Source organism: Flavobacterium sp. BFFFF1 (genome assembly GCF_002256285.1).
Classification (GTDB): Bacteria; Bacteroidota; Bacteroidia; order Flavobacteriales; family Flavobacteriaceae; genus Flavobacterium.
This window is the reverse complement of the sequence record NZ_NKJE01000002.1, coordinates 155938-170167: the sequence shown is the minus strand read 5'-3', so window position 1 is coordinate 170167 and position 14230 is coordinate 155938. Positions and strand designations below refer to the sequence as shown.

The window sequence follows — 14230 nt, the reverse complement described above, 5'->3', positions numbered from 1 at the left end:
CCCCTTTACCAGGAAGTGATTTTACCCAACTTATGCTATATCGGTGGTGGTGGTGAGATTGCTTATTGGCTCGAACTAAAATCGTTTTTTGAAGCGGTCGGCGTTACCTTCCCGATTTTACTTATCCGAAATTCGGTGTTGTTAGCCACAGCAAAACAATCAGGAAAAGCTGATAAATTGCAGTTAACCTGGAAAGATTTATTTATGAAACAGCAGGCATTGGAAAATAAGAAAATCCATGAATTATCTGAATTTCCGATAGATTTTACACAACAAAAAGAATTTCTCGCAGCACAATTTGTCCACCTTGAGTCCATCGCAGAGTCCACGGATAAATCGTTCATGGGAGCTGTAAAAGCCCAGGCTGCTAAACAAACAAAAGGATTGGAAAATCTTGAAAAGCGTTTGCTAAAAGCGCAGAAAAAAGCATACCAAGACGAGTTAGACCGTATCAAGACACTACAAAACGAACTTTTCCCTTTCGGCGGGCTGCAGGAGCGAACCGCGAATTTCGCAGAATTTTATCTCGAATATGGCAATATTCTGATTAAAACACTGATGTCCAGACTTGAGCCATTGGAACAACGATTCGAGGTCATCATTTTTTAGGTTGGCATTGCTAATTTCATTTTTTATTGTCGTTAACTAAAAAAGTTATCAATACGCAAACGTTTTCGTATGTGTTTTTCTTTTTTATGGAGTATCCCCGTGTTAAATTTTAATTAAATTTAACGGATACTTTAACAAAACACAGCAAAAAAATGAAAAAAACTTTACTATTCCTTATTGCGATTTTGGCCTTCTCTTTAGGCAATGCGCAAAGCATCTCCATCGTCGGAGAAGCCGTTGGTGGATGGCCAGACAATGATCCAAACACGCCGGATACCCACATTATGTCTACCACAGACAACATTACGTATACGCTGTCGAATCTCTCAGTAACCACTGCGGTTCCGGGCGGAGGGTTAAAATTCAGGCAGGACGGTGCCTGGGCAATCAATTGGGGGAGTGCCGCCTTTCCATCTGGTATCGGAGCACTTAGTGGCGCAAATATCGTCACGGTCGCGGGTACCTACGATGTAACTTTTAACCGTGAAACGGGTGCGTATTCATTTACAAACGTTATTTCATTTCCAAACATCGGAATGATAGGGACAGCTGTAACTGCCGACGGATTTAATGGTCCTGACGTCGATATGGTGACGTTTGACGGAATCAATTATTCGGTAACGAATTACAACTTCCTTGGCGGAGAAATGAAATTTCGCCAGGATGATGCCTGGGAAATAAGTTGGGGAGGCAGTACATTTCCAGCGGGAACGGCCACGTTGAACAGCGGCAACATCTTTGTCCCAGAAGGCACCTATACTGTTAACTTCAATATCATAACTGGGGCTTATAGCTTTACGTTCCCCAGTGTAGGAATCATTGGTACTGCAGTTTCTGCCAATGGATTTAACGATCCTGACACCGATCTTTCAACGACCGACGGCATTCACTATGTCCTATACAACCATACCTTTACGGAGGGAGAGGCTAAGTTCCGGCAGGGCGACGCCTGGGAGGTAAACTGGGGAAGTGCAGACTTTCCAAGCGGAACCGGAACACAGGGAGGAGCAAACATTATGGTGACCGCTGGAGATTACAGTGTTCATTTCAACCGTGAAACTGGGGAATATTCTTTTGATGCACCAGTAATATTTACAAATATTGGCGTGCTGGGTACCGCTGTCAATTCCGATGGTTTCGCGGGTCCTGACACAAACATGTCCACAACAGATGGCGTTATTTATACCCTTTCGAATTACGTTTTCACTGATGGGGAACTAAAATTCCGCCAGGATGATGCGTGGGATATCAATTGGGGAGTAGATCTTTTTGGAAATACGTTCCCAGCAGGCACTGCCGTTTCTGGGGGATCCAACATCCCTGTGGTTGCAGGAACTTATACTTTGACGTTTAACATTCAGACCTTAGCGTATACCTTTGTAGGAACGCCGTTGTATCCAAGTATTGGAATCTTAGGTAGTGCCGTTTCCGCCGAAGGTTTTTCCGGTCCGGACACAAACCTTTCCACCACAGATGGAGAGACCTATACCCTTTCAAATTATACCTTTACTTCGGGAGAAGCGAAATTCCGTCAGGATGATGCCTGGACGATCAACTGGGGAAGCCCTGATTTTCCTTCCGGAACAGCTACACAGGGAGGAAATAATATTGTAGTTCCTGCCGGTACATACAATGTAACATTCAACAGATCTACGGGAGCTTATGCATTTGCAATCGTCGGCGAATTCCCTATGGTTGGTGTTTTAGGTACTGCCGTAGATGGAAATGGCTTTGACGGTCCTGACACAGATATGGCAACGACAGATGGGATCTTGTATACACTCGAAGGCTTTACTTTTACAGATGGAGAGGCAAAGTTCCGTCAGGATAATGCCTGGGACATCAATTGGGGAAATGCCGCATTCCCTTCCGGAACGGCGACTTTAGGAGGCGCGAATATTATTGTTGATGCAGGGACTTACGATGTAACATTCAACCGGATCACCGGTGACTATAACTTTATAAACCTCACAGCGTTTCAAAGTATTGGAATCCTTGGAGATGCCCTTACAGCAGACGGTTTTGCCGGCCCGGATGTTGACATGCAAACAACAGACGGAATCACATACACCCTTTGGGCATATACATTTACAGCGGGGGAGGCCAAATTCCGTCAGGGTGACGCATGGGATGTTAACTGGGGAAGTGCAGATTTCCCTGTAGGGACCGGAACACAGGGAGGAGCAAATATTCCAGTGACGCCCGGAACATACAACGTCACATTTAATATACTTACCGGTGCCTATTCATTTGACTTTGTGAGCATAGGCGTTTTAGGAACTGCCTTAAACGGATTTGATGTAGCGGATACCGATTTATCTACTACTGATGGTATTACTTATACACTTGAAAATATTACATTAACTGACGGCTTAATTAAATTCAGGCAGAATGACAGTTGGACGGTAAATTGGGGTGGAACGGAATTCCCAGGAGGCGTGTACACGCTCGATGGTCCGGACATACCAGTTGCGGCGGGTACTTACAATATCTCGTTTAACAGGCCAAGTGGAGAAGGGATGTTTACCGAAGTAGTTTTAGGCGTAAATAATCCATCACAGATAAAATTCACAGTGTCCCCGAATCCTTCTTCTACAACATGGAATTTCTCGGGCAACACTAACCTGACAGCAATTGAAATTATCGATGCAACAGGAAAAACAATTGTTCGTAAAAACCTCGCTGCAAATGAAACTTCAATTGACGGGTCGACACTTTCCGCAGGATTGTATTTTGCAAAAATTACCGCTGACAGCGGATCACAAACGATAAAGATTATTAAGAATTAGTAATTTAGAATTTGGGTTAATTTGAAAATCCCCGACTGGATACAGTTGGGGATTTTTTTTGGTTGTGATTTGATTTTCATATATGGTTTAAAAAAACTAATTTTGCACCAAATTTAAAAAACAATGGCAACAAACAGAACTTTTACAATGATTAAGCCTGATGCAGTAGCAAACGGCCATATTGGGAATATCCTGAAAATGATTACGGATGGTGGTTTTAAAATCGTCGCACTAAAACTGACACAATTGACTGTCGCTGATGCAAAGGCATTTTATGCCGTACACGCAGCACGTCCATTCTATGGCGAACTGGTGGAATTTATGTCAAGAGGTCCGATTGTAGCTGCAATTCTTGAAAAAGAAAATGCTGTGGAAGATTTCAGGACGTTGATTGGAGCTACAAATCCAGCTGAGGCTGCTGAAGGTACGATCAGAAAAGCTTATGCCACTTCAATTGGTGAAAACGCAGTCCATGGTTCTGACAGCGATGAAAATGCTGCTATCGAAAGTGCATTTCACTTTGCCGGAAGAGAAGAATTTTAATCTGGACAACACATCCACTTTACAAATCGATATCAAATCCCGTCTTTAAAAGCGGGATTTTTTATTTTTTGACGGTATAAAATGAATTTACCTGAGAATGACTTCCCGAACTACTTCCCTACCCATCTCTTCATTGAGCATCTTCATAATTTTTTCCTTGCCGTAAGCCAGTTCTTCACGAAGGACGGAAGAACTCAGTGACACATATAAAGTACTGCCCTTCAGGACAACTTCTTTAGTATAATTTTTGACACCATTCCCCATTAAAGAAGCCCAGGCGTTGCTTACTGAAATGGCGTCTATGCCTGGCTGAAGCTTATTCTGGATAATGATTTCCTTAAGGATATCGCCAATTACACTATCGTTGCTGATTCTCTTCGCCATTATTTTATAGAAAATTTCATCGGCCGTTTGTAATGATATTCCATTCCCTGTTCATTTTTCAACGCCAGCTCTTCATCTGAAAGGCTTATAATCTCATCTCTCCATTTTCCGTATGGTGTAGTATACACGAGATAGAAATGATCTTTTTGCTTTTGTAAGACAATTTCTTCCTTCTGATTGTTCACCGTATAATGCCCGTTAAATTGGGGCATTACTTTTTTTCGAAACCCTTTTCCATTCTTTAGTTCGAAATAATCAATTGTTTCATTTATTTTGAATTCCTTCGTTTCTCCCTTCATGGAAATGGTTTCGGAGATTTCCCAATAGCCATTTATATTTTTCAGGGAACTTTCTGTTACTGATTGCTCACAACCTGCAATCAGACCAATTGCGATAAAGAAAAAGAAGTGTTTTTTCATAATTTAAAAAAAATAAAAGTACTAAATAACGGGCAATAATTCCGGACTTAACAACATAAATTCCTAATTTAGATTGCTAAATTCTCTCACATGAAAAAGTCGATTATCATCTTGATTTCCATTTTATCATTTTCCTGTTCTGATGAAAAAAACACACAGGACGTGCCGGTGGAAAACATGTATTTTCCAGCAATCGGCAGTGATGCCTGGGACACTAAAACAATCTCCAGCCTGAACTGGCATGCTGATGCGGTGCAGCCTTTGTTAGACTACCTTGACACCAAGCATACTAAAAGCTTCATTATTCTGATCAATGGCAGAATCGCAATGGAAAACTATTTTAACGGACACTCCGCCTCAACACCCTGGTACTGGGCAAGCGCGGGAAAAACACTAACGTCGACCATGACCGGCATTGCAGAACAGCAGGGATTTTTAAGCGTCAACGACAAGGTTTCCGAATATTTGGGTGTAGGTTGGACAAGTGAAACTCCAGCCAAGGAAAGCCTCATCACCAATCGGCATTTGCTCACCATGACATCTGGCCTCGACGACGCGCTAGGCGATGACGTATCTTCAGCAAACCTGCAATACAAAGCAGATGCCGGAATGCGTTGGGCTTATCATAACGTGTATGTTAAGCTCCAGGATGTTGTGGCATCGGCTACTGGACAAAGTTGGAGTGCATACTTTAATGCGCAGCTGCGGGACAAAATTGGCATGACCGGAACATGGTTGTCGTCCGGTGAAGATTTAAGTGTGTATTGGAGCAACACCAGAAGCATGGCACGTTTCGGGTTGCTGATGCTGAATCACGGAAAATGGGAGCAAATCCAAATTCTAAATGAAAATTATTTCAACGCGGCCACCACAACCTCACAGGATATCAACATGGCCTACGGATATTTATGGTGGCTGAATGGCAAAACAAGCTACCATTTGCCGCAAAGCCAGCTCACGTTTCAGGGCAGTATCATTCCGTCAGCGCCGGGCGACATGTTTATGGCCTTAGGAAAGAATGACCAAAAAATATATATCGTTCAATCCAAAAAAATGGTCGTCATCCGTATGGGCGACGCTGCAGACAATGTAAATCTGGCATTATCAGATTTTGACGAAGTGCTTTGGGAGAAAATTAGTGCATTGACCGGTAATTAATAGCAAACATCAATGCGAAAAAAAGGTCCGTAAAACGGACATCAATGCTTCTCCTGCAGATTAGATTACAACAGCGAAACCGATTAGTTTAAGCGATACCTTAGCGTTAAGCCCAAAACAGTCAATTCTGAAGCATTTATCCCCACCCCTTCATTAAAAAAATTCTTTGGATAAATATCATAATCAACGTTTAGGGATATCTTTTGGTTAAACATATAGCCAACCCCTAATTTTGCATCAAATGCAGTTTCGGTATTGCCTTCAAAGCCAGAGATGTTCGCTATGCCCTGGGGGGTATACCTGTCTCTGGAGTATTTAATCGTACCATTGGCAAGGCAAACTCCGAATGCACCACTTAGAAAAATCCTGTTTTTCTCATTGACTATGAAATAATACCGCATACCTACATTAATATCAATTGGTGTTCCCTGCATTTCGATGTAATCTTTGATATACGTTACCGTGCTTCCCGTGGAAATGTCCTCTGAATAAACTTTGAAATCTATTTTCTCGACAACTGAATTTAAAAATAACTCTATGCGCTTGTTATTGAACGGCAGCAACACCGAAACTTCACCTCCAAAAATAAATGTGGAACCACTTCCCTTTTCGAAAACATTCTCGGTAGAAACCACCTTTAAAGTTGTCAGCCCGAGTCCTCCAATGATAGAATACTTCACTTCGCTTTTCCTTACCTTTTCTGAATAGACCTTACTTTCCACATTCATACAGGAATTGTATTTCTGAATGATGCCTGCAAGGGCCTGCTCCTGATAGGGCAGGGTTGTAAAATCCTGCAAGGAAAGTTTATCACATTTAAGCGCATCGAATAACTGATTCCGGTATAACGTGTTTCGTTTTTCGTGGAAGTCATTATCACTGTAAACCCTGTAGAACAATTGGCTGAAGCTGCCCGAATTATTCATCGAAAAAAAATATTTCGGTTCACTGAGGTAAACAATGGAACAAAGCGTCGCGGGTCCCTCGACCAACACTTTCAGAAAGAGTGTTTTCTTCTCGAAGCTTGGATTACCGTTAGTAGAGTTGTTTTCCTTGTGAATCTCTGTTCTCTTATTGTCAATATTAACTGTTTGCCGGATGTATTTGATATCCCGCCCAATGCAAAAAGATTTTACATCCTTAATTTCCAGCGTAACGAAATCAGCCTGGTCAGTTGCTTTAAAATGAATGGATGACGGCGAATTGTACCAATATTCATTCTCAATAAGCCCAGTTCTCGTTGTGCCGGTGTTATCGATATAATAGCCAGCTTCATAACTATTTTGTGCATTGCAAATTGTAGTAAAAAAAACCGCGAGGTAAAATATTGTTCTCATAATAATTGCTTTGGCGCAAAGAATATAAATTAATTTCAAATAACATAAAAAAAAACCGCATTAAGCAGTTTTTTTTTATTCATCCCAAAGATTACTTAAAAAACGAATCCACAAATTCAAATTTATTGAATACCTGCAGGTGCTCGATACCTTCACCCACGCCTATATATTTTACCGGAATGCGAAATTGATCCGAAATACCAATAACAACACCACCTTTTGCCGTACCGTCGAGTTTGGTGACCGCTAATGCCGTCACTTCCGTTGCCGCAGTGAATTGTTTGGCCTGTTCAAACGCATTCTGGCCTGTAGAACCATCAAGCACCAGCAATACTTCGTGCGGCGCGTCCGGAATGACCTTCTGCATCACCCGTTTTACCTTCGTTAGCTCGGACATGAGGTTCACTTTGTTGTGAAGACGGCCCGCCGTATCGATAATCACCACGTCAGCGTTCTGTGCTACTGCTGACTGAAGCGTATCGAATGCTACTGAAGCAGGGTCACTACCCATTTGTTGCTTTACCAAGGGTACGCCTACCCTATCCGCCCAAATCTGCAATTGGTCGATTGCAGCGGCGCGAAACGTATCAGCGGCACCAAGAACTACCTTATATCCTGCCTTTTTGAATTGGTGCGACAGTTTACCGATGGTGGTCGTCTTCCCTACACCATTCACGCCCACAACCATAATTACATGCGGCTTGCTGCCAGATGGTATCACAAACTCGGAAGCTTCTCCCAGATTGGTCTCGGACAGTAAGCCGGCGATTTCCTCACGAAGGATTCTATTGAGTTCGTCTGTACCCAGGTATTTATCTTCTGCGACACGTTTCTCGATGCGGGTAATGATTTTAAGTGTGGTATCCACTCCTACATCAGACGCGACAAGCACTTCCTCAAGATTATCGAGGACTTCGTCGTCGACCTTTGATTTACCCGCGACGGCCTTAGTCAGTTTTGAAAAGAAAGAGGTCTTTGATTTTTCGAGCCCTTCATCGAGGGTTTGTTTCTTTTCGGAGGAGAATATTTTTTTGAAAAAAGACATTGTAATTAGATAATTTAATAATTAGAAAATGAGATCATTGTATCATAGATATCAGAAATGACAGCACGTAGTTGTAACTTGACAATTTTCTGATTTTCTAATCCCCGCATTATCTCATTGCCTAGCCCGGATGGAAACGGAAAGCCCGGAGTCGTGAAGGCGCAGTTTTTGAAAATTACCGTGGCGACCAGAGGAAGCCGGCGGGGATTTTACAAAAACCGCCTGAAAGACGAGGACTTGCAGTGTACAGCCGGAACAGCTGAGCAAATATAAAATAAAAAAGCTACTTCCGGTGAGAAAGTAGCTGTTGTATATCATGTAATAATGATTATTTCTTTTTCAGAAATTCATCAACGGCTTCAGGAGCCATGATCGCTTCAACAAAAGTGTAAGCACCCGTTTTAGGAGACTTTACCATTTTGATAGCTTTAGACAATCTTTTTGATTGCGTCTGTAATGTTGCTACGGTTTTCTTTGCCATGACGAATAAGTGTATTATTTGAGATTTTAATAAAACCTCTAATTATTTAATTTCTTTATGTACGGTTACACGTTTCAGGATTGGGTTGAATTTTTTGATCTCCAACCTGTCCGGAGTGTTTTTCTTGTTTTTTGTCGTAATGTATCTTGAAGTACCTGGAACACCTGAAGTCTTGTGCTCAGTACATTCTAAGATTACCTGGATTCTGTTGCCTTTCTTTGCCATCGTGGTATATATTTATCGGGTGGGGATTATTTAATAAATCCTTCTGCCTGTGCTTTTTTCAAAACAGCAGTCAATCCGTTTTTGTTAATTGTTTTAATTGTAGAAGCAGCTACTCTCAAAGTTATCCACCTGTCTTCTTCAGCTAGGTAAAAACGTTTTTTCACTAAGTTCACAGAGAATTTTCTCTTCGTTTTATTCATAGCGTGGGAAACGTTATTTCCTACCATCGCTCTTTTGCCTGTAAGGTCACAAACTCTTGACATGATGCTTATCTTTTATCGTTATTCAAAATCAGGGTGCAAAGAAAGTAAAAATAAACCGATGCGCAAAATAATTATTCCACATTTTTATCTTTTTTTTAAATGATGGAAAAGAATGCCAATTTTACCCAAAAAACCATCATTCTAATTTACCTGCCGGCATTTCCTAAAATCGCTGCCTGCAACAATTCAAACGATTTATTGACTGCACGATCAATCACTTTCTCGCGAGGCTGACCGAAGTTAAACTCATACGAAACCACTGTATCATCCGGCAATGCGAACGCAATATAAACTACCCCCAAATTCTTGTCTGTTTTGTCTCTCGTAGGTCCCGCATTACCCGTCGTGGCTATCGCGTAGTCGGTATTCATTACACGCTTTACATTTAAAGCCATCTGTTCTGCCACTTCTTTGCTTACGACCGAAAACTGGCTGATGAGATGCTCCTCGATTGATAAAACATCGATTTTAACCTGCTCGCTGTAAGCGACGATGCTGCCCCGAAAGTAAGCCGAAGCACCCGGTACTGATGCCAGCATCTGGGCAATTTTCCCACCAGTGCAACTTTCAGCTGTGGAAACGGTGCATTTATTTTCTGTTAAAAGCTTCCCGAGCATCACTTCGATGGTTTCGTCTTCCTCGAACCCCACAATGATGTCTCCAATAATTTCAGTTAAACTACTGACATTTTGAGCAATGGCGGTTTCCAGCATTTCTTTATCTGTCCCGCGCGCAGAAAGCCTCAAACGTACTCTTCCAGGACTCGGCAAATAGGCCAGTTTAATGAATTCAGGCAGGTTGTTCTCCCAGTCTGCGATCTTATCAGCCACCATGCTTTCCCCCATCCCGTAGGTCATGATCGTTTTATGAATGATGTAGGGACGCCTGAATTCCATGACAATTTTCGGGATGATTTCATTTTCAATCAGTCTTTTCATCTCATAGGGTACACCTGGCATCGACACAAAAATGGTACTGCCCTTTTTTATCCAGATTCCGGGTGCTGTTCCATATTGATTGAACAACACGGTAGCTTTCGAAGGCACCAGCGCCTGGTCGATATTGGTCTGCAATAATGGGTTGGTGTTTCCAGTAAAATTGTGGATAAGCCTCGTGACGTGCTCAAGCACTCCCTGATCAATAACGAGCTCATCATCAAAGTATTCACAAAGGGTCTTCTTGGTGATGTCATCTTTCGTCGGGCCCAGGCCACCTGTAATCAGGACGATATCGCAACGGTCCTGAAATTCCCTGAAGGTATCCAGGATGTGTTGTTTATTATCCGAAATCGAGCGCATTTCTGCTACTTCAATTCCAATTTTATCGAGCGCTTTAGCTATAAACCCGGAGTTCGTATCAACGATTTGCCCGATAAGGATCTCGTCGCCGATGGTGATGATGGTGGCTTTCATATGTGAAATTAGAAAGTTGTAAGGTTAGAAAGTTTCAAAGTAGCAAAGTTAGAAAGTTTGCATTTCGAAATCGAATATTCATTGTTCATTATTCAACATTTTGAAGGTAGAACCGGTAATTAGCGAAGGAAGAATCTTTAACCATTCATTAACCCGATTTTTGAGGCAGATCGCCAGATTTACCTACAAAAAACTCTGCGACTCTATTACCGTCCGACTTCGTAACTTTGCCACTCTGAAACTTTGCAACTCTTCCACCTTAAACCTCAAAGACTAAAATCCTTCCTGATTTCCTTCACCGCCTTTTCCACGCGGTCTTCGAGGTCTTTGAAAGTATCTTTAATTTCCTTGCGTTTGCCTTCCCTTTTTGTCCAGTCCTCTACAACGAGAATTTCCTCAAAAGCGACAGTCATGCCAAGCAAGTCCAGCGTAGGCTTGATCTTATGAGCGAAACTGTACGCCTGTTTGTAATTTTTTTCTTCAATTCCTTCCTTGACAAACTGCAGGTCCGAAGGGACTTCTGAAACGAAGAGCGAAACGATCTGCAGGACGAAATCGGTGTCGTTTTCCGAAATCGCATAGACCTTTGCTAAGTTATAATTTAGGGCCATTATTTTACCTGTATTCTGAATAGTTTGTGTTGTTCAAGAAAACCCTCCAAAATGTCTCCGGGCTGAACAGCAGCAACGCCTTCAGGGGTTCCGGTGAAAATGACATCGCCTATTTTGAGCGTAAAAAACTGCGAGACGTACGATATCAATTCGTCAATTTTCCACAGCATGTGTGAACTATTCCCTTTTTGAACCGATTTTCCATTATTGGTTAATTCAAATGTAAGGTTTTCTGTGGATTCAAATTGTGTTTTTGGCAAAAATTCTCCAATCACCGCAGACCCATCAAAGGCCTTGGCCTTTTCCCATGGCAACCCTTTGTCTTTCAGCTTTTGCTGGAGATCACGCGCGGTAAAATCAATGCCCACACTGATTTCGTCATAGTATTTATGTGCAAATTTAGGCTCAATATATTTCCCAACCTTATTGATCCTGACGAGAATTTCAATCTCATGGTGGATGTCCTCAGAGAATTCCGGAATGACAAACGGGTGTTGTTTCAGCAAAATGGCAGAATCCGGCTTCATGAACACCACAGGCTCCTGCGGCCGTTCATTTTGAAGTTCCTCGATGTGTTTGGCGTAATTGCGGCCGATGCAGATGAGTTTCATTTTTTTTGAGTTACTGAGTTACTGAGTTACTGAGTTACTGAGTTACTGAGTTACTGAGTTGCTGAGTTATGGCCTGCAGAAATTTTCCTGTAGAATGACACTATCATAGCTTCCAGTTCACGGCTATCCTCATAGAGGTTCTTAAATTCTGTTTCATTTATGTAATTAATATTTTTTGCTATCTCAATCTGCGTTTGGAACTCAGATAAAGAGCCGGCAGCAATACTGATAAATCTTGAAAATTCTTTATTCGATGCACGTGCTGAACCCTCTGCAATATTTGAAGGAATTGAAACACTGCATCTTCTTAATTGCGAAGTCAGCCCAAAAATTTCCTCTTTCGGAAATGACTTCGTCGTCACGTAAGTTTTAGTTACTAAAATCATGGCTTTCTGCCAAATCTGCAATTCTTTAAAATTTTTCATAAGGCGTATAAAATAGTGTATGGCTTTTTTTTATTAAGAAACTCAGCAACTCAGTACCTCAGCAACTAATTCAACTTATTATTCAACTTCCTGAGCTTAATGGCCGTCAGGACTTTTTTCGTGTAAAGGGGGAAATCCGCATTTTGGATCCAGCTGAAATAACCCGGCTCCGTCTCCAGGATTTTCGCCACTTTAGCACCTTTGTGCTTGCCGAAAGTAAAGATTTCCTCATCGTCCTTATCAAAAGCGATCATGCCTGCAAAATCGGCGATCTTTTTACGGGTGGTAAACTCAGACAGCGATTTCATGTCGTTTTCCAATTCCGGATAACGGTCTAGCTGGGCTTTCAGGATTTCATACGTAGCCGTGGTATCGGCTTCGGCCGAGTGGGCATTTTCGAGTGCCTTTCCGCAATAGAATTTGAGTGCCGCACTGAGCGTACGCTCTTCCATCTTGTGGAAAATCGTCTGTACATCGACTGACACGCGGCTTTTCATATCAAAGTCAAGACCGGCACGAAGCAGTTCCTCGGCCAACAACGGAATGTCAAAACGATCCGAGTTATAGCCTGCGAGATCCGCATCTTTAATCAGGTTATAGACCTGGTGCGACAATTCCTCAAACGTAGGCTCGTTTGCGACCTTCTCATTGCTGATGCCATGCACCGCAGTGGATTGCGGCGGAATGGGCATTTCAGGATTCACGAGCCAGGTCTTGCTTTCGCGGTTGCCGTTTGGAAAGACCTTTAGTATGGATATTTCGACGATACGGTCTTTACAAATGTCGATTCCTGTGGTTTCGAGGTCGAAGAAACAGATGGGCCGGTGTAATTTGAGTTCCATTTTTGTTGAATTGAGATGCAAAGATAGGTTTTAGAATGAATAATGGATAATTAATAATTAACAATGACAGCAGTACTTTAATGTTGGTTCGTCTCAAAAAGACCTCACTTTTTGTGCGGGCTTTGGTTCTTATTTCATTTTTCATTGTCTTGACTAATGATAATCTTTCCCGTATGAAACAGTCAGAAAACAGATGCCTACAGATACAATTTCAGCCCATTTCCGGTCACGCGCATGGTCTCATTCCTGGATACATCCCGCAAATCAGCGGGATACCCAAAATATCAAGCAATTAATAAAACCCATCCGGGTCAAAACCCTTCCCATCACCCGCCAATTCACCGGAGAAGCGCGCCGGAAGGCCACAATTGCCTGAAATACCAGTGGAAATCCTTGAAAAAGGAAGACACTGCGCACTAAAAGTACTGTATAGCGTATTTATATAGCGGTATTACGAAATCGGTACGCTGTATTTCGTAACGGCACTGTTTTATTGCGTAACGGCGATTTATTATTGCGTAACGGCGATGTGCTATTGCGTAACGGCGACGCTCTATTTCGTAAACGGTACGTGCTATTACGTAAAGCGTACGTTATATTGCGTATAAATGATGCTATATTACGTATTTTTAGTATATTGCCTATTTAATTAGCTTAAAATCAATCGTATGTTCAGAAAAAAAAGAGGCAATCTCACGCCACGCCAAAGCAGCATCATCTTAGACCTGCACCCGATACTGAAAGCCAGGGACATCAGGTTCCCGACCGCTTTTCTGATCAAGGCAGGAATCAACAACCGTACCGTGACCAATATGATGAACGGGACCGCAGTGCAGCTCAACTTCAGGCAGCTTACCAACTTGTGCCTGAGCCTGAATTGTACCCCAAACGACCTTTTTACCGTACGCGACATGCAGCTCCCGGAAAACCATGCGCTTCATGCGCTGCCCGTATCCGGAGCCGACGATGACCTGCCCACCGTAGCAGAGTGGCTCGCCGGGAAAAGCGTCGAGGAAGTGAAGACCATCCTGAGGGGAAAATAAAGGCGGGCGACCGGATAAAGAAAAACCCTTTCC

At 42.4% G+C, this 14230-nt stretch carries 17 protein-coding genes; 5 read left to right on the top strand and 12 right to left on the bottom strand.

Annotation, left to right across the window (positions count from 1 at the left end; all coding sequences use genetic code 11):
* The 3 genes from bshC to CFE23_RS01865 all read left to right on the top strand — a co-directional run.
* Positions 1-609: bacillithiol biosynthesis BshC (bshC, locus tag CFE23_RS01875; protein WP_291083181.1), on the top strand; the 609-nt coding region annotated here is incomplete at its 5' end.
* 152 nt (positions 610-761) lie between these two features.
* Entirely contained in the window at positions 762-3398 is a 2637-nt protein-coding gene (locus CFE23_RS01870) for a T9SS type A sorting domain-containing protein (RefSeq protein WP_291083178.1), read from the top strand.
* Positions 3399-3521: 123 nt separating this feature from the next.
* On the top strand, positions 3522-3941 hold the full coding sequence (locus CFE23_RS01865; protein WP_291083175.1) for a nucleoside-diphosphate kinase: 420 nt from the start codon (positions 3522-3524) through the stop codon (positions 3939-3941).
* A gap of 87 nt (positions 3942-4028) precedes the next feature.
* On the opposite strand, the gene CFE23_RS01860 is transcribed toward CFE23_RS01865, so the two are convergent.
* Positions 4029-4325, bottom strand: coding sequence for a DUF721 domain-containing protein (locus CFE23_RS01860; protein ID WP_291083172.1), 297 nt, complete (start codon positions 4323-4325; stop codon positions 4029-4031).
* Complete coding sequence (locus CFE23_RS01855; protein WP_291083169.1) at positions 4325-4744, bottom strand: hypothetical protein; 420 nt, start codon at positions 4742-4744, stop codon at positions 4325-4327. Before CFE23_RS01855 ends, CFE23_RS01860 begins: the two co-directional genes overlap by 1 nt.
* A 90-nt stretch (positions 4745-4834) precedes the next feature.
* On the opposite strand from CFE23_RS01855, the gene CFE23_RS01850 reads away from it, so the two are divergent.
* Positions 4835-5902, top strand: a complete 1068-nt coding sequence (locus CFE23_RS01850) for a serine hydrolase (protein WP_291083166.1) — start codon at positions 4835-4837, stop codon at positions 5900-5902.
* An 83-nt stretch (positions 5903-5985) separates the two neighbouring features.
* Here CFE23_RS01850 and CFE23_RS01845 read toward each other — a convergent pair whose 3' ends face one another.
* The 10 genes from CFE23_RS01845 to CFE23_RS01800 all read right to left on the bottom strand — a co-directional run bounded on the left by CFE23_RS01845 (position 5986) and on the right by CFE23_RS01800 (position 13154).
* Entirely contained in the window at positions 5986-7239 is a 1254-nt protein-coding gene (locus tag CFE23_RS01845; protein WP_291083163.1) for a hypothetical protein, read from the bottom strand.
* A 91-nt stretch (positions 7240-7330) separates the two neighbouring features.
* Complete coding sequence (ftsY, locus tag CFE23_RS01840; protein ID WP_291083160.1) at positions 7331-8284, bottom strand: signal recognition particle-docking protein FtsY; 954 nt, start codon at positions 8282-8284, stop codon at positions 7331-7333.
* A gap of 328 nt (positions 8285-8612) precedes the next feature.
* Positions 8613-8765, bottom strand: coding sequence for a DUF4295 domain-containing protein (locus tag CFE23_RS01835; protein ID WP_108370604.1), 153 nt, complete (start codon positions 8763-8765; stop codon positions 8613-8615).
* 42 nt (positions 8766-8807) lie between these two features.
* The gene (gene rpmG / locus CFE23_RS01830; RefSeq protein ID WP_008253902.1) at positions 8808-8990 is read right to left on the bottom strand and encodes a 50S ribosomal protein L33; all 183 of its coding nucleotides are present in this window, start codon (positions 8988-8990) and stop codon (positions 8808-8810) included.
* 26 nt (positions 8991-9016) lie between these two features.
* Positions 9017-9253: a 50S ribosomal protein L28 gene (rpmB, locus tag CFE23_RS01825; RefSeq protein ID WP_291083157.1), complete on the bottom strand. Its 237-nt coding sequence runs from the start codon at positions 9251-9253 to the stop codon at positions 9017-9019.
* Between the two features lie 146 nt (positions 9254-9399).
* Entirely contained in the window at positions 9400-10665 is a 1266-nt protein-coding gene (locus CFE23_RS01820; RefSeq protein ID WP_291083154.1) for a CinA family nicotinamide mononucleotide deamidase-related protein, read from the bottom strand.
* Positions 10666-10931: 266 nt separating this feature from the next.
* Entirely contained in the window at positions 10932-11276 is a 345-nt protein-coding gene (locus tag CFE23_RS01815) for a histidine kinase (RefSeq protein ID WP_291083151.1), read from the bottom strand.
* Positions 11276-11887 (bottom strand): fumarylacetoacetate hydrolase family protein, encoded by a 612-nt coding sequence (locus CFE23_RS01810; protein ID WP_291083148.1) that lies wholly within the window; start codon positions 11885-11887, stop codon positions 11276-11278. The genes CFE23_RS01815 and CFE23_RS01810 overlap by 1 nt, the downstream gene beginning before the upstream one ends.
* 50 nt (positions 11888-11937) lie before the next feature.
* The gene (locus tag CFE23_RS01805) at positions 11938-12312 is read right to left on the bottom strand and encodes a four helix bundle protein (protein WP_291083145.1); all 375 of its coding nucleotides are present in this window, start codon (positions 12310-12312) and stop codon (positions 11938-11940) included.
* Between the two features lie 65 nt (positions 12313-12377).
* A complete protein-coding gene (locus CFE23_RS01800; protein WP_291083141.1) occupies positions 12378-13154 on the bottom strand; it encodes a 3'-5' exonuclease in 777 nt (258 codons plus the stop codon).
* Positions 13155-13822: 668 nt separating this feature from the next.
* Here CFE23_RS01800 and CFE23_RS01795 point away from each other — a divergent pair.
* A complete protein-coding gene (locus CFE23_RS01795) occupies positions 13823-14197 on the top strand; it encodes a helix-turn-helix transcriptional regulator (protein ID WP_291083138.1) in 375 nt (124 codons plus the stop codon).
* The last annotated feature ends 33 nt before the right edge of the window (positions 14198-14230 follow it).